Consider the following 15611-nt stretch of genomic DNA (forward strand, 5'->3'; position numbering starts at 1 on the left):
TGCTGTCATGCTGACTGCGTCGACCAACTGGAACGAGCTCGCCGACCGAGCGCTTGCTGGCGAACTGCTTTCGCGCGATGATGCCCGCGCGGTGCTCTCGGCTCCCGACGAGCAACTCCTCGATCAACTTGCGGCCGCGTATCGCGTGCGTCGCCAGTATCACGGCAATCGCGTTCGCCTGCACTTTCTGCTCAACGCGCAGAGCGGGCTTTGTCCCGAAGACTGTCATTACTGCTCGCAGTCGTCCGTGTCGGGCGCCGAGATCGAGAAGTATCCGTTCATGGCGCGCGAAAAAATTCTCGCTGCGGCCGAACGTGCGTCGAACCTCAAAGTTGGCACGTTCTGCATGGTGATTTCCGGGCGTACGCCGGGCGGACGCGTCTTCGACAAGGTGCTCGATGCCGTGCGCGAAGTGAAATCGCGCTACGACATGAACATCTGCGCATGCCTCGGACTATTGACCGAGGATCACGTTCGTCAGCTCGAGGAAGCGGGTGTGGATCAGGTGAATCACAACCTGAATTCGTCGGCGCGCTTTCACGACGAGATCGTCACGACGCACACGTTCGACGATCGCGTCGCTACCGTCGAACACGTCGCGCGCTCAAAGATGAAGACGTGCTCCGGCGGCATCATCGGCATGGGCGAGAGCGACGAGGACGTGATCGACCTCGCGCTGTCGCTGCGCGAGCTCGACGTCCGCAGCGTTCCGGTGAACTTCCTGATTCCGATTCCCGGCACGCCATTCGAAGCGCTCGGCGCACTCGACCCGCGCCGCTGCCTGCGTGTGCTGGCGCTCTATCGGTTCATCCTGCCGTCGCAGGAAATTCGAATCGCCGGCGGCCGCGAGGTGCACCTGCGTTCGATGCAGTCGCTCGGGCTCTACGCGGCGAACTCGATCTTCATCGGCGATTACTTGACCACGCCGGGCCAGAGCGCGCGCGCCGACTACGAAATGATCCGTGACGCCGGTTTCGTTCTGGAAGCGCCTGACGGAACGGCGCTCGATGAGGCGGCCATGGAGGAATGGCTCCTCGCGGCGGGCAAGAACTAGGCGGCTAGACGACCCGCAGCACCCGACGGTCGGTTTCGGACGCGCCGACGGCGTACCCGGCGACCGCGATCGCGTCCCGGAGCTGGTCGGCGGTCACGCGACCGTCGTGCTCCACCTCGATCGCCCCAATCGAGACATCGGCCCGGGTGATCCCGTCCACGGCGGTGAGCGCGGTAAATACCGCCCGCACGCAGTGCTGGCAGCTCATTCCGTCGACGCGGGCTCGGGTGATCATGCACGAAAGATAATGACGGCGTATTTTCCTTCGCATGAACATCGCCTTCCTCGGCCTGGGTGCGATCGGTCGCCCAATGGCCAGCCGCATCGTCGGCGCGGGCTTTTCCCTCACGGTGTGGAACCGCACCGCCGAACGAGCTGAGTCCTTTGCGCGCGAGTCGGGTGCGAAGTCGGCACCCACGCCCGCCCAAGCGGTGCGCGACGCGGACGTGGTCATCACCTGCTTCTCGACGTCTGCCGACGTCCACTCCATCCTCGATGGGGCTGACGGCGTTCTCGCTGGCCTCAAAAAGGGTGCGACGGTCGTTGACTGTACTTCGGGCGACCCGCAGACCTCGCGCGTCATCGCCGAGGCGCTCGCCACGAAGGGCGTCGGTTTCCTCGACGCTCCGGTGAGCGGTGGCGTGATCGGGGCGGAGAAGGGAACGCTCACCGTCATGATCGGTGGCGATGCTGCAGTGGTCGAACGCGTGCGGAAGGTGATCGAGAGCTTTTCGCAGAAGATCGTCCACTGCGGCCCGGTTGGCGCCGGCGATGCGGTGAAGGCAGTCAACCAGGCCTTCCTCGCCATTCACCTGCTGTCCACGGCCGAGGGATTGGCGACGCTCGTGAAGCAGGGCGTGGATCCGAAGCTGGCGCTCGACGTGATCAACGCGTCGAGTGGCCGTTCGAATTCGTCGATGAATTTGATTCCCGAGCGTGTGCTGACGCGTGCCTTTCCGCGCACCTTTCGTCTGGCGCTCCTGGAGAAGGACATCGGCATCGCCGCGGAGCTGGCGCGACAGAACAAGGTTCCGGCGCCCGTCACGCAGTTGACCGCCGAGTTGTTTCGTATCGCGCGCGGCGAGCTGGGCGAGGTCGCCGATCATGTGGAAGTTGTGAAAATGGTCGAACAATGGGCCGGAACGGAGATCGCATGAGCGTCACCATGGTCGATACCTCAACGAACGTTGCGTCGGTCGAGGCAATTCGCTCGAACTTTCCGGCGCTCGCCCGAATGCACTCCGGTCATTCGGTTGCCTACTTCGATGGACCGGGCGGCACACAGGTTCCGCGGTCTGTCGTGTCGGCGATGGACGACTATCTGTTCCATCACAACGCCAACACGCACTGGCGGTATCCGACGAGTGAGGAGACCGACGCGCTGATCGCGAGCTCACGTCAGGCGCTCGCCGATTTCGTGAACGGCCGTCCCGATGAAATCGTGTTCGGTCAGAACATGACGACGCTCACCTTCCATCTCGCCCGCGCGCTCGGCCGTGAGTGGAGCAAGGGCGACGAGATCGTTGTCACCGAGCTCGATCACCACGGCAACATCGCGCCGTGGCGCGAGCTACAGAAGGATCGCGGCGTCACCGTGCACACTGTGAAGCTGCGCACCGAAGACGGCCGACTCGATTGGAGCTCGCTCGAAGCCGCGATCACGCCGAAGACCAAGATGCTCGCCATCGGCGCGGCATCGAACGCGCTCGGCACCATCACCGATGTCGCGCGCGCGGCTTCGTTGGCGCATGCAGTCGGCGCGCGTGTCTTCGTCGACGCCGTGCACTACGCGCCGCACAATCTCATCGACGTCGAAGCGCTGGGCTGCGATTTCCTCGGCTGCTCGGCGTACAAGTTCTACGGTCCGCACATCGGAATTCTCTGGGGCAAGCGCGCGATCATCGAATCGCTCGATGCGCCTCGCCTCGAGCCGGCGCCGCAAGAGTCGCCCGAGCGGCTGGAGACCGGCACTCAGAATCACGAAGGCATTGTTGGTGCGGCCGCCGCGGTGGACTTCCTCGCGTCGCTCACCGGCGGACGGTCGCGCACCCGTCGCGACGCACTTCGTTCGACCTTCGACACGCTGCACGCGCGTGGTGAGCATCTACTCGCGAAGCTCTGGAACTCGCTCGCCGAAATCGATGGCCTCACGCTGTACGGGCCAAAGCCGGGCACGCCGCGCACCCCGACGCTATCGTTCACGCTGAAAGGCCACACGACTGATGATGTCGCGACGTCGCTCGCCAAGCGCGGCGTGTACGTGTCGAACGGTGACTTTTACGCCGCGACTGTCATCGAGCGACTTGGCGTCCTGCCGCACGGACTCGTTCGTGTGGGCTGCTCGTGCTACACGAGCGAAAGCGAAGTGGATCGGTTGATTGAAGGCGTGAAAGCACTTGGCGCTAGGCACTAGGCACTAGAAATTCGGAAGTTGCTATGTGATGAACGGCCCCGCAGAGATGCCTCCGCGGGGCCGTTCATCGTATAAATGTCATTCCGAATTTCTAGTGCCCAGCACCTAGCGCCTAGCGCCCAACGCCTAGCTCTTCTTCCTCGACACAAACGTCTTTTCGAGCGCCGGCATATACACGTCGTAAATCGACCCTGGGTTCCACAACACCCAGCCGTCGTATCCGGCGTCGTACACCGCCTTTTTCTGCGCCTCGAGCTGTTCTGCGCCGTAGGCCGGCTGCCCGAGTGAGAACGCCTGTAGCCACGGCCGCACGTGCTCCGGTTCTGTGATGCCGAGCTTCTTGTCGCGCGCATGCGCGCTCGAAATCGCCTTGAAGACTACCTGATACGGTTCGGCATTCGGCCGCGCGATTCCGAGCTCGCCATGAGGATAGTGTGATGGGTACACCATCGGCAGAACGACGTCGAGTTGCGGCGACACGCGTTCCCAATGCTGCGCCACTTCGAGCGGACCCTGCACCGTGGTCACGAGACCGAAGATGTCGGCGGTCGAGCGCACGCCGAGTTTGTTCAGTCGCGTCTTGGCTTCCTTGAGGTATGCGGCGATCGCGTCGGGCTTCGAGACGTTGTTGGCGTCGGGAAAGACCTGCGGCGGAAGACTCTTGTAGGGCTCGGGAAAGCGGATGTAGTCGAACTGCACTTCGCCGAAGCCCATCTTCACCAGCTCTTCGGCCACGCCAATGTTGTAGTCCCACAGCTCGTGGTGATACGGATTCACCCAGGCGAGCCCCTTCTTGTCGCGCCACACGGAGCCGTCGGTCTTCCGGATCGTCCATTCGGGGTGTACGCGCGCCGTTACTGAATCCTTGAATACGACAATGCGCGCGATGGGCAGGATCTTGTGCGCCTTGAGCGTGTCGAGCAGCGCCGTGACGTTGGCTTTCGTTGCCGTGCCGGCGTTCTTTGCGAACTCTGGATTGGCCGACTTGTAGTTGAGGCCAAACTCGTCCTTCATGTCGACGACGAACCCATTGATCTCCGTTTCGTCGGCTGCGGCGATCAACTTTGCCATGCGCTTCTTGCTCTGCGTCGCCCATCGGTTGACGTACAGCGCCCGAACGGCAGTCGGTGCTGGATCGGCGCGACGCGCGGTCGTTGCGGCAGTGGCAGGAGCCTGCGCCTCGGCGATGGAGCCAATGGCGAAGGTGAGGGCGATGAATTGACGGCGCATGTGACCCTGAAAGAGAACGGACAACAATCTACTACCCCAGTGACCGTGGTTTTGAGCGAGCGCGGGCATGCACTCGTACGCAGTATATTTGCCACGATGCTGGCTCATGTTCGTCGAGCCGCCTGCGCGACCGCGATCGTGCTCGCCGCTTGCTCTGGTTCCCGCGACCGAACCCCCTCCTCGCCTCCACCGCGCGCTGAATTCCTCCTCAGCAGCGCCGATTCCACGTTCTGGGTCGCGACGACGTCTGGCACGACCCGCGTTCGGGGCGCGCCGCTGGTCCTCGCCCGGTACGATGGGCGGTTCTTCGAAGTTTACGGCGCCGATGACGACCGCTCCTTCGACGATGCGCTGCTCGTCGGAGAGCGGATCTACCGCCGGGACCTGATCACCGGCGATTCGGCGCTCGTTTTCGCCGATACGACGGTTCCTCGCCTTGCCGGCGAGTATGCCCGCGCCCATCCCGACCAGCGTCCGCTCAGTCCCGACGAAGAGGGTGAGGCCAACCCCGGTACCTCGGCGACCGCCCAGGTCGACATTCTTGGTCTCTATGGTCCGTACCTCTCGTACGAGTATCACGTCGACGTGGCCCTCCCAGGGCGGCAGCCGTGGCACTCTACGCGTCGTGGCGTCCTCGATCTCCGGTCGGGTAAGGAGAGCGTCGTCGCCGACCTGTTCGGCCGGGAAACGGGCGATCGGATCACCGATAGCGCCCGGAAGGCGTACCAGGCCATTCGCGATTCGATTCTCGCCACGCGAGGATCCATGCGCCCCGAGGAGCGTCGTGCCGCCGATGCGCTCGAACAGCGTCAGTTCGACGACCGCGGCTTCACGCTGTCGGACGACGCCGGCGCCCCGACGATCACCTTTAGCGTTCCGGGCCGCGGGCCAGGGGCGCTGGGCAACGCCATCGAGCTCGAGCCGATCGACGGAGACTCGACCGGGTGGTGGCGCGCTCTGGTGACCACGCTTCCGCTCACCGACGACGCCGGCAACGATCGCTGGACGGGAACGGGCTACCGCGTGCTTGCCCGGTACGACACTTCCGGAGAAATCGCCCGTGTGTCGATTGCCGACACGGTGCGTCGCGAGTGGCCGGTAGCCACGCTGCTCGCGCCGCTGCGTCGCATCGACTGGCTCGACCATCCGGCCGTGGGCGACACCGAGCGGAAGGCACTGATCCGCGCATTCAACCAGGCTGCGACGTACGACCGCACGACGCGCGTCGCGGCGCTGTCCTCTTCATCCCAGTCGAACCTTCAGCTCGTCGCCCGACATGCGTCTCGTCAAAACCGTTCGCGAAAGCCGGCACGAAACGTCCGAATTGATGATGCCCGAACATGCCAACAACATGGGCCATGTGTTCGGCGGCGTCATTCTCTCGATGATGGACAAGACCGCGGCGATCGCCGCCTTTCGTCACAGCCGGGCCGGCGTCGTGACGGCATCGATCGACCGCGTCGACTTCCGCGAGCCGATTCATCCCGGCGACCTCGTAGTGATGCAGGCGAGCGTGAACTACGTCGGTCGAGCGTCCATGGAAATTGGCGTGCGTGTGGAGGCGGAGGACCTGCTCAGTGGTCGCCGGCGACACACCAATTCGTGCTATCTGACCTTCGTTGCCGTTGATCGCAACGGTCGTCCCATCGAAGTGCCCGAGCTAAAGCCAGAAACGGAGGACGAAGTTCGGCGCTACGCGGCGGCGGAGCAACGTCGCCGCCGACGGCTCGAGGAACGAGTGGCCGAAGAGCAAGGTAGAGTCGAGGGTTGAAGTTCCCTCCACCCTAAACCCTACATCCCTGTAGTATTTGTTATGCTGTTTACGCCTGAACATGCGAATCGAACGCTGCCACTGGTTCGGAAAATCGTCGAAGACATCGTGCAGCAGCATCGACGATGGCGTGAGACGATCCTCGAGCTCGACCTGGTCGCATCGACGGCCCGCACGAACGATCCGAAGGATCGCGCCGAGGAGTTGGAGAAAAACGCGCAGGCACTCGCGCGAGAAATCGATGGGTATCAACGTGAGCTCGAAGCACTCGGTATTCAGCTCAAGGATCGCCGTCTCGGTCTGGTGGACTTTCCCAGCGAGATGAATGGCCGTCACGTGCTGCTTTGTTGGCGGCTCGGTGAAGGCGATGTTCAATTCTGGCACGAAGTCGATGGAGGCTACACGAGCCGCCAGCCGCTGTCGCCGGAACTCGTGAGTTAGACTTTAGTCCCAGAGCGAATCCCACTCATGGCAAAGAAACGAATTTGGCGCGCGCCCGACGGAAGCGATTGGATCGTCGACGTCGATTTGCCTGGCTCCAGCAACGCGATGGTGATCTTTCATCATCCGAATGGCGTGAGCGCGCGACTCGATCGATACAATTGGTTCATCAGCAACGGCCCCGAAGCGCGCAGTGTGACGTCGCGACTATCTAGGACCAAAGTCCTAGAAGGGTTGACCAACGACGATCTCGCCGTCTTATATCGACGGTCGATGAAAGTGTCGCGGCCGGATCCACTGTTGCCGGCCGACGCGTCGAACGGCTGACGGTTCGAAGGCGGTTCGTTAGACGGGCGATGGTACGTCCCGAAATGGGACGTCGACTTCCAATCCATCTTTTCCAATGAGCGTGCGAGCGAAGATCTGTTTCGCTTCACGCTCCAAGTCGCCCGCGTCGCGCGAGTAGCGCGCCGAGAAATGTGTGAGCAGCAACCTGCTCACGCCTGACTCTCGCGCCACGAGTGCGGCCTCACGAGCCGTCGAATGACCCGTCTCTACGGCACGCTCAGCCTCTTCGTCGCCGAACGTCGCTTCGTGGATCAACAGATCCGCGTTGCGCGCGGCATCGGCCGTCGCCGCGCATGGACGCGTGTCGCCGGTTATCACGACGGTGCGCCCTGGACGCTTGTCGCCCACAAGGACGCGTGGTTCAATCACGCGTCCGTCGGGCAACGTGACGGCGAGCCCGCGATGGATCTGTCCCCACATCGGTCCTTCGGGGATTCCCAATTCGCGCGCGAGATCCGGATTGAATCGTCCTTTGCGTTCTTCTTCAATGAGAGCGTAGCCGAGCGAAGACGATCCGCGGTGGTCGACGGGAAAGGCGAGGATGGCGTAGCCGGTTCGTTCAAGTCGTTGGCCGGCTTCGAGCTCCAAGATCTCGAGCGGAAAGGTGGTGCGTTCGAACCCGAGGGCCTCGGCGCGTTTGAGAACTCGCCCTGCACCTCGCGGCCCCCACAGGCGAAGACGCTCGGTCCGACCCTGCAGGGCCATTGTGCGCATCAAACCGATCACTCCGAGCAAGTGATCGGCGTGCATGTGCGTGAAGAAAATGTCTTCAACCGCGAAGGACACGCCGTAGCGCATCATCTGCCGCTGCGTTCCTTCACCACAGTCGAACATGAGCGTTTCGCCCTCTCGATGAATCGCGAGCGACGACACGTTGCGTTCGACGGTTGGTCGAGATGCAGAAGTTCCAAGAAGGCGAATGCTCATCGACATGCGCGTGAATATAGCGCGCAACTGGACTCGTTTTTGCAGCGCTCACGAGGGTGCGTGACGTCCACCCTCGGCCTGCCACTTGCACACTTGGGTACGTGCAATGGTCGGCGAGTGACATGGTGCCCCATGGCGACGGACCAAGCGCACATGCGGGCCTGAACGTCCACCATCGGATTAAGGCCAAATCTCCAGGAGGAGTAGTATGCCGAACAGACCGGGCAACGACGATCGAAACACGCCGGGCGGACTTGGCGACCGTGGCGGACAACGCGACGCGACCAACGACAACGCTCGACAAGGCGCCACGACTGGCGTCGCGCAGAGCGGGTCGGCGCGTTCGCGGAGCAACCGCGGATTCGCATCGATGGACCGCTCCAAGCAGAAGGAAATCGCGAGCAAGGGTGGAAAGGCGGCGCATGCCAAGGGCACCGCGCACGAATTCGACTCGAGCGAGGCGCGGGAAGCGGGACGCAAAGGTGGCGTCGCCGTGAGCCGCAATCGCGAGCACATGGCCGCCATCGGACGTCGCGGCGGCGAAGCTCGCGGTCACTCGCGCTCACGCGCCAGTGTGCACGCGAACACGGGTGCGAGCGACGCACTCAATGGCTCATATCAGAACACTCGCGCAGGCTCGACTCCCGGTGCCGACCGTCAGGTCTCCATCGACAATCAGAGCGAAGGCGTGAGCGCCAATCCGCAGGGCAATCGCGGCGGAAACGCCTCGTTGGGTGGTGAACGCCGTCCGAACAACACGCTCGACGCGAACAACAGCTCCTCGCGCGGCGAGAGCTTTGGAAATCACTAACCACTAAAATCGGTCAGATCGTCCGAAGTCGGTCGGCTGAACGAAGAAGGACGCGACTCGCAAAGGGCGAATCGCGTCCTTCTCGCGTTGAGGGGACCGTGCGGCGTGAGGCGTGCGGCGAAACTACGCGATGAGTTTGTCGAACTTCGCTGCGTCGATGTTCCCGCCGCTCACCACGATCGCAGCCGGTGTTGTGATCGATGTCACTTTTCTCATCAATAGCGCACCGGTCGCGCACGCGCCTGCACCTTCGACGCGCTGCTTCTCTTCGCGCCATAGCCACGCGATTGCCTTCGCGATCTCGTCTTCGCTCAGCGTGACGATCTCGTCGAGCGAGCGCTGGCCGATGTCGAACGCCTCATCGTCGATCTGACCGGCCAACCCATCGGCCAGCGTCGGCACATTCTCGATCTCGACGATCCGGCCCGCTGCGAGCGACAGAGACATTGCCGCCGTGTTCACACTCTGCGCGCCAACGATGCGCACGCCTGGCGCTGCCGCACGCACGATCGCGCCGCACCCACCGAGCAATCCCCCGCCACCGACATTGACGACGAGCGTTGCCAGATCCGGAATGTCGCCGAGGATCTCGAGCGCCACCGTTCCCTGGCCGGCGAGTAGCATATCGCCGAGGCACGGGTTGATGAACGTCGCACCGCGTTCGGCAGCGAGCGCCTTCGCTGCATCCATCGCGGCGTCGTAGTGCGGCTGCGTCGTGTCGATCGTTGCGCCGAGCGCGGTGATTCCATCGCGCTTCACCTTCGGAGCCGTCGTGGGCACGAAGATCGTCGCTGGCACGCCGAAGTGCTTCGCCGCGTACGCGACGCCGAGTCCGTGATTGCCCGCTGAGGATGCGATGACACCGCGAGCGCGCACCTCCGGCGGCAACGTGGCCAACACGTTCAGCGCACCGCGCAGCTTGAACGAACCGGTGGTCTGTTGATTCTCGAGCTTGAGGTACACGTCGCCGCCCGCGGCGTTGCTCAGCGCGGCGCTGCGGACGAGCGGAGTGCGTTTGACGAGCGGCCGAATTCGGTCGGCGGCGGCGATGACGTCGGTGGCGCGAAGGGAGGAGAACATCGCACGAAACTATCGTGCTTTTGGCCGTTTGTTACCTCGTGTTCGCAGGGCCGTCCAGTTGACGTATCACTAGCCGCTCTCTAGGTTTAACGAAGTCGGGAGCGGCCCCGCTTTGCGCGGGGCCTTTTCCATGGTGACACGGCGTTGTGCACCAGGCCGAAGTCGTCAAAATGCGGGGCTGTAGCTCAGCTGGGAGAGCGCTGCAATCGCACTGCAGAGGTCACCGGTTCGATCCCGGTCAGCTCCATAGCAGCATCCCGCTGCGAGGTTTTTGAGGTAGGATCGGCATAGTTATCGCCCTTCGGATATATGCCCGCCGCCGATCGGTAGGACGCAGAGTTCCAATGACGGCGAGCGAGGCAGCACCGACGCCTCCTCGAAGAATGAAGGGCCTGAACGCCACGAGCCAATCGGCTTGGTGGCGTTTTTCATTTTCAGCCCTTTCCTCCCGTCAGCGCCAATGCGGCACGAGCGAGCGAAGATCCGTCTGCAGCGCGAGAAAGCCATCGCGAATGAACCGATCCTCTTCCTGCTCCACTCGACCATCCAAGTCGCCCAACGCATGCGCGGCGAGTCCGCCGAGGAAGCGCATGATCGCGCTCTCCTGAACGTCGAGTCGCACTCGGCGCGAGAGCACGGTCTGACCGCCGGCGGTGTCGCGCACGGCGAAGCGCATCGTCGCGCCAGCGCCATCGAACGGCCGGCGTAGCGGCGAACGAATCAGTCGTTCGGTGAGGAAGGGGAAATCCCACTTTGGCTCGTGCTGCGACACGATCGTCCACGCCCGATCGTGACCGGTATTCGAGATCACGAAATCACTGACCAAGCCGTGAAAGCCAACGGTGAATACCTTCACTTTGAGCGATACGTCCGACGTAAGCTGCAGCGAATCCGGCCACGGCTTCAACGGTCCGTACAGCGTCGTCAGCTTCCCTTGCTCCAATCGGTATCGAATCGTCATTGCGCGGTCGCGCCCCGACACGTCGAGCATCGTGGCGCCCGCGCGATCGGCGAGCACGAAATGGTATTTCGCGGGACCGAGATACTTGTCGAGATAGCCGGCGAGCAGCGGATACGTTGCCTTCATCGTTTCCGGATGAAAGCCAGCAGTGATCGCGACGCTCGTTACGCCCTGCGCGCCCGGCGTGATGTGCAACGAGTCGATCGCGAAGCCGTGACCGAATGCCGCAGTGGCGTGTGGAAACTGCGTCGCCCACTCTTCGCGCATCTCGTGTTCGGTGCGCCCCTCGGGCGCGTGGAACAGCGCCGATAAGAGAAGACTAATTTCCTCGGCCGATACGGTTCCGAGCGCGAGATCGACGCGTGTATCCCAGCCGTAGCCGGAATTCGCGAGTTGCTCGAGTGCGATGACGTGGCGTGTGTCGCCGGGGTGCGCCGGCGGCGTGAGCGACGGGCGCGTCTCGAGGCGATAGCGATTGTTTTCCGTCGATCCTGATACGTACAACAACCGTGACGAAGGTGTCGGTCTCGCTTCCCATACCGTAGTGTCGTTGAAGACGCGGGACGGAATCAGCGCGGCCTGTGCCAATCGAACGCGTGCGGCGTCGTACTTGGGCGAGAGTTCGTTCGGGCTGAAGCGGGCGGTGAATCCCTCGAAGAGCTGCTCGGCGTGGGCTTGGGCAACGGCGGGCGAGGTGCCGAGCGGTCTGAGGGAATCGGAGCAGGCGACGGATCCGCCGAGGGCGAGGGCGGTGGCGGCGGCAGCGGCGACACACGATCGCGCGGAGGGGCGCTGGCTGAGCAGGTTGCGCAAACTGCGGTCGGTGCTGAGGTTAGCCGTCGCGGACGTGCTGCGTCGAGGTCGTCTGCGGGGTTGAACAGGAATGGTTGTCGAACTATAATCAGAGGGGTTCCGGTCAAACGGGACAAAACCCAAAAAACGCTGCCCCTTGGTGTAACTGGCAACACGCCTCACTCTGGATGAGGAGAGTCTAGGTTCGAGACCTAGAGGGGCAACTGTCGAGGGCCCGTCATCACTTAGCTGATGGCGGGCTTTTCGTTGTTGTACTAGATGGGAGGTCCTCAGCCAGTTCGCGGATGGGATGCCGGGCTCATCCGTGCCGGTGGCTACGCGCTTCGGGTTATTGGGGACTTCTCATCCGCCTTTCGAGCGCGACCGGCTGGACGGGCGCTGCGCCACAGTGTATCTCATCGTTGGGGGGTTCCGTGATTTGCCTGCGTTCCGTGACTGTCCCGGCGCGCATGCACACGAAACGCGAGCACCAGCGAGCGTTCCACACTTTTCGAGAGGTCGATCGGAATGACGACCGTGTCCGTGCGAGTCGTCGCGTTGGTCATCGCCGCGGTTGTCGTCGCGGCGCTGCTCGTCGGCCGTTGGGTCGTGAGAAGACGCGCGCTCGCCCGTAATACACCCCCGCCACTCTTCTTCTCGCTGGCGGCTCAGCACTCGCCGACGGCGCCGAACGGCAACGGAACCGCCAACGGTGTGCCTCGTTCGAACGGACTGACGCCCTCGAATGGAGCAGTGCGCACGGTCGCGACGCCGCAGGCAAGCAGAGTTGTCCCCACTCCAGCGACCCCCATCCACGTACGGCGGCAACCCGACGATCGCCCGAGCGCACAACCCCAACGCACCGCCGCGCAGGTTGATGAGGATTACCGGGAAGGGGAGACCATTCGCTTCTATCGACCGAGCGAACAGGCGCTTCAGCTGCTGCCCGGTCACCTCGAGGTGCTCCAAGGCTCGACTCGAGATCGTGAGATCCGATTCGTCCGCGTTCCTGGCGAGCCACCGCACGTGATCCTCGGTCGAGACGCCGGACCATCGCCCAGTATGGTTGGGCTCGGCTCGACGACCGTCAGCCGCCGACACGCCCGATTGGACTACACCGACGGGCGGTGGCACATCGCGAATCTCTCGCACACGAATCCGCTCGTCGTCAACGACACCCTGCTTGCCGACACCGATGCGGCGCGGGTGCTTGCCGAGGGAGACCGACTCGAGTTGGGTGCCGTGGTGCTTCGCTTTCACGAGCATTAGTAAAGTGGAATCCCTCGAGATGATGGGACAGACGGTGTCTGTTCCGCGGAAAGCGTCGGCATGAGCGGAGACCTGTCGGCATCGGCGCGCGCCGGACTCGAAGCGAAGTACGAGGTGCTCCGTGAACTTGGGCGCGGCGGCACAGCCGTCGTCTACCTCGCGCGAGAGCGCGAGACTGGGATCGAAGTCGCGATCAAACTGATTCGATCCAAGTTCGCCGACGACGACGAAGCTCTCGCGCGATTCGCGCGCGAAGCGCAGATGGTCGCGCAGGTGTGGCACCGCAACATCGTTCCGATTCGCGCCGTGCTCGATCTCGACAACGGCGAGATGGCGATCGTGATGGATCACCTCGCGGGACGAACGCTGCGACAGGTGCTCAGTCAGGACGGCGCCATCAGGCCGCACCTGGCCGAGCGGATCGTGCGCGACATTGGCGCCGCGCTCGAGGCAGCACACGCGGCCGGCATCGTTCACCGCGACGTCAAACCGGAAAACATCTTCATCGAGCACGAAGGTCGCGCGGTGCTCGCCGATTTCGGACTGGCTCGGTCGATGACGACCGACACCGAGCTCACGATGCACGGCGTCGCGCTCGGCACGCCGGCGTACATGGCGCCCGAGCAGATCGACGGTGCCGTGCTCGACGCCCGCGCCGACATCTATAGTCTCGGGCTGGTGGGATGGGAGATGCTGTCCGGCCGTCGCCCGTGGGAAGGCCAAAGTCTCTATAGCATTCTCTATCATCAAAAGCACGAGGTCCTCGCCGACGTTCGCGATCTCAGAGAAGGCGTTCCCGACGCGTTTGCGGAAGTAATCGCACGAGCGATCGAGAAGGATCGAGATGCTCGTTGGGCCGATGCGCACGCAATGCTCGAAGCGCTCGATGCCGTGCCGCGAACACGCGTCGTGCCCATTCCCGCGCCGGATACATCCGAAACCATGCGGTTCGTCCGCACGCCGGCGACCGCCGCGCCAATGCTCTCCATGAAGGAGTTGGCGGCGCTCATTCCGGATCTCGAAGAGCAGCCTCGACGCCGAGTCGTGCCGATGCTCGTGCGCGCGCTATCCGCGGTTGTCGTCGTCGGCGTGATCGCGTCGGCCTCCGCTTTCTTTTATTCCCGATCGCGGACGGTGCAGCGAGAAGGAGAAGTGGTGACGTCGGGCGACGTGCGGCCGGCTGTTGAACTGCGCGCAACAGGCCCACTCGCGGTCGGCCATCAAGACTCGACTCGAACGGTGACGTCCGCTGCGAGCCCACGTCCGACACCGGACGTGAGTTCACCGGCAACGCAAACGACGTCGAGTGGCCTCCCGAAGCCAGCGGTGGCTACGTCGGGCGACACAGCAGCGTCGCCCCCAGCGAAGAGTCCGACGTTGGATCGGATTGCCACGTCCGTCCGCTTGCCGACGATCACGGTTCCGTCCGAGTCGAAGGCCATTTCCTCCGGCGCGACGACAATTGCTGCCGGTGGCATGCACAGTTGCTTCATCAACGCCGCTGGGCGCGCGCTGTGCTGGGGAAGCAATGACCAGTCGCAGCTCGGAGCAGGCAAGCTCGAGGCATCCGCGCCTGTCGCCATCGAATCGAGTGAGCGATTTGCGACGATTGCTGCCGGCCTTTCACATAGCTGTGCGGTCACGCGTGGTGGGGCGGCTTGGTGTTGGGGGAACAACGATCGCGGTCAACTGGGCGATGGCTCGCGCACTGCGCCGCTCGCACCTGTTCTCGTCGCGGACGCACATTCGTTCCGCGCGATTGTCGCCGGAACCGCGCACACCTGTGGGTTGGACGCGTACGGCGTCGCATGGTGCTGGGGCTCGAATGCGCGCGGTCAACTCGGGGACAGCACGACGCGCGATAGCTCGGTTCCCGTGAGTGTAGGTGGCGGACGATTCGCGGCCATCGCATCGGGATGGAACTTCACATGCGCGCTCGCCAGTGGCGGTCAGGTGAGCTGTTGGGGCGACAACAGCGCGGGCCAGTTGGGAAATGGCACGACGTTCGATCGTCGAATGCCAGGCACACTGGTGGCTGTCCCTCCATTCACGTCGATCGCCGCCGGCGGCAATCATGCGTGCGCCGTGACTGCCGACGGAGAGGCATACTGCTGGGGACAGAATCACAACGGCCAGCTCGGGGACGGCACGAGTGTTGACCGGACGACTCCCGTGCGCGTGCGCAGTACTGCGCACTTCGTGTCAATCACTGCGGGAGGCGTGCATACGTGCGCGGTGGCGGACGACGGCGCGGCCTATTGCTGGGGACGGAACACATACGGCCAACTGGGTACAGGTCGAACCGTCGACGAGTGGGTGCCGACGGTCGTCGCCGACGGCCATACCTTCGCCTCGGTACGCGCCTTCGGATCGCACACGTGCGGCGTCACCGGTGGCGGCGAGCCGTTCTGCTGGGGCTACAATTTGCAATATCAACTCGGCGACGGCACGCGGACGAACCGACTGCGTCCTGTCCGCGTGGATATCCGTGGTGGCGGGTGATGAGGATAATGA

The 15611-nt window shown here is 63.5% G+C and carries 13 protein-coding genes, 2 tRNA genes and 1 pseudogene; 11 read left to right on the top strand and 5 right to left on the bottom strand.

What is annotated here, in order from left to right; genetic code table 11:
* Positions 1-7 precede the first annotated feature (7 nt).
* Complete coding sequence (gene bioB, locus AC6H4Z_RS04030; protein ID WP_497545455.1) at positions 8-1054, top strand: biotin synthase BioB; 1047 nt, start codon at positions 8-10, stop codon at positions 1052-1054.
* Between the two features lie 4 nt (positions 1055-1058).
* Here bioB and AC6H4Z_RS04035 read toward each other — a convergent pair whose 3' ends face one another.
* The gene (locus AC6H4Z_RS04035; protein WP_497545456.1) at positions 1059-1289 is read right to left on the bottom strand and encodes a heavy-metal-associated domain-containing protein; all 231 of its coding nucleotides are present in this window, start codon (positions 1287-1289) and stop codon (positions 1059-1061) included.
* Between the two features lie 34 nt (positions 1290-1323).
* Between AC6H4Z_RS04035 and AC6H4Z_RS04040 the strand changes: the two genes are divergently transcribed.
* Together AC6H4Z_RS04040 and AC6H4Z_RS04045 are read left to right on the top strand one after the other, a co-directional pair.
* Positions 1324-2211 carry an NAD(P)-dependent oxidoreductase gene (locus tag AC6H4Z_RS04040; RefSeq protein WP_497545457.1) on the top strand — a complete coding sequence of 296 codons (888 nt, stop codon included), beginning with the start codon at positions 1324-1326 and terminating at the stop codon, positions 2209-2211.
* Positions 2208-3467 carry a cysteine desulfurase-like protein gene (locus AC6H4Z_RS04045; RefSeq protein WP_497545458.1) on the top strand — a complete coding sequence of 420 codons (1260 nt, stop codon included), beginning with the start codon at positions 2208-2210 and terminating at the stop codon, positions 3465-3467. Before AC6H4Z_RS04040 ends, AC6H4Z_RS04045 begins: the two co-directional genes overlap by 4 nt.
* Positions 3468-3593: 126 nt before the next feature.
* Here the strand turns inward: AC6H4Z_RS04045 and AC6H4Z_RS04050 are convergent, their stop codons facing one another.
* Entirely contained in the window at positions 3594-4697 is a 1104-nt protein-coding gene (locus AC6H4Z_RS04050; protein WP_497547009.1) for a putative glycoside hydrolase, read from the bottom strand.
* A gap of 1276 nt (positions 4698-5973) precedes the next feature.
* On the opposite strand from AC6H4Z_RS04050, the gene AC6H4Z_RS04055 reads away from it, so the two are divergent.
* Genes AC6H4Z_RS04055 through AC6H4Z_RS04065 form a run of 3 tightly spaced genes read left to right on the top strand, consistent with a single transcriptional unit; the run spans position 5974 to position 7236 of the window.
* Positions 5974-6468 carry an acyl-CoA thioesterase gene (locus AC6H4Z_RS04055; protein WP_497545459.1) on the top strand — a complete coding sequence of 165 codons (495 nt, stop codon included), beginning with the start codon at positions 5974-5976 and terminating at the stop codon, positions 6466-6468.
* A 42-nt stretch (positions 6469-6510) separates the two neighbouring features.
* Positions 6511-6909, top strand: a complete 399-nt coding sequence (locus AC6H4Z_RS04060; RefSeq protein ID WP_497545460.1) for a DUF2203 domain-containing protein — start codon at positions 6511-6513, stop codon at positions 6907-6909.
* Between the two features lie 27 nt (positions 6910-6936).
* Positions 6937-7236: a hypothetical protein gene (locus AC6H4Z_RS04065; RefSeq protein ID WP_497545461.1), complete on the top strand. Its 300-nt coding sequence runs from the start codon at positions 6937-6939 to the stop codon at positions 7234-7236.
* A gap of 18 nt (positions 7237-7254) precedes the next feature.
* On the opposite strand, the gene rnz is transcribed toward AC6H4Z_RS04065, so the two are convergent.
* Positions 7255-8190, bottom strand: coding sequence for a ribonuclease Z (gene rnz, locus AC6H4Z_RS04070; RefSeq protein WP_497545462.1), 936 nt, complete (start codon positions 8188-8190; stop codon positions 7255-7257).
* Positions 8191-8554: 364 nt separating this feature from the next.
* On the opposite strand from rnz, the pseudogene AC6H4Z_RS04075 reads away from it, so the two are divergent.
* Positions 8555-8800, top strand: a pseudogene (locus AC6H4Z_RS04075) (KGG domain-containing protein); the annotation flags it as partial.
* A 318-nt stretch (positions 8801-9118) separates the two neighbouring features.
* Here AC6H4Z_RS04075 and AC6H4Z_RS04080 read toward each other — a convergent pair.
* A complete protein-coding gene (locus AC6H4Z_RS04080) occupies positions 9119-10075 on the bottom strand; it encodes a threonine ammonia-lyase (RefSeq protein WP_497545463.1) in 957 nt (318 codons plus the stop codon).
* Between the two features lie 174 nt (positions 10076-10249).
* Here AC6H4Z_RS04080 and AC6H4Z_RS04085 point away from each other — a divergent pair.
* Positions 10250-10322, top strand: a tRNA-Ala gene (locus tag AC6H4Z_RS04085).
* Positions 10323-10526: 204 nt separating this feature from the next.
* Here AC6H4Z_RS04085 and AC6H4Z_RS04090 read toward each other — a convergent pair.
* Positions 10527-11849, bottom strand: a complete 1323-nt coding sequence (locus AC6H4Z_RS04090; protein WP_497545464.1) for a hypothetical protein — start codon at positions 11847-11849, stop codon at positions 10527-10529.
* Positions 11850-11979: 130 nt separating this feature from the next.
* On the opposite strand from AC6H4Z_RS04090, the gene AC6H4Z_RS04095 reads away from it, so the two are divergent.
* The 3 genes from AC6H4Z_RS04095 (at position 11980) to AC6H4Z_RS04105 (ending at position 15599) form a co-directional block, all read left to right on the top strand.
* Positions 11980-12052, top strand: a tRNA-Gln gene (locus AC6H4Z_RS04095).
* 304 nt (positions 12053-12356) lie between these two features.
* Positions 12357-13097 (top strand): FHA domain-containing protein, encoded by a 741-nt coding sequence (locus tag AC6H4Z_RS04100; protein ID WP_497545465.1) that lies wholly within the window; start codon positions 12357-12359, stop codon positions 13095-13097.
* Positions 13098-13157: 60 nt separating this feature from the next.
* Entirely contained in the window at positions 13158-15599 is a 2442-nt protein-coding gene (locus tag AC6H4Z_RS04105) for an RCC1 domain-containing protein (RefSeq protein WP_497545466.1), read from the top strand.
* Positions 15600-15611: the final 12 nt, after the last annotated feature.

Source organism: Leucogemmata humicola (assembly GCF_055379415.1).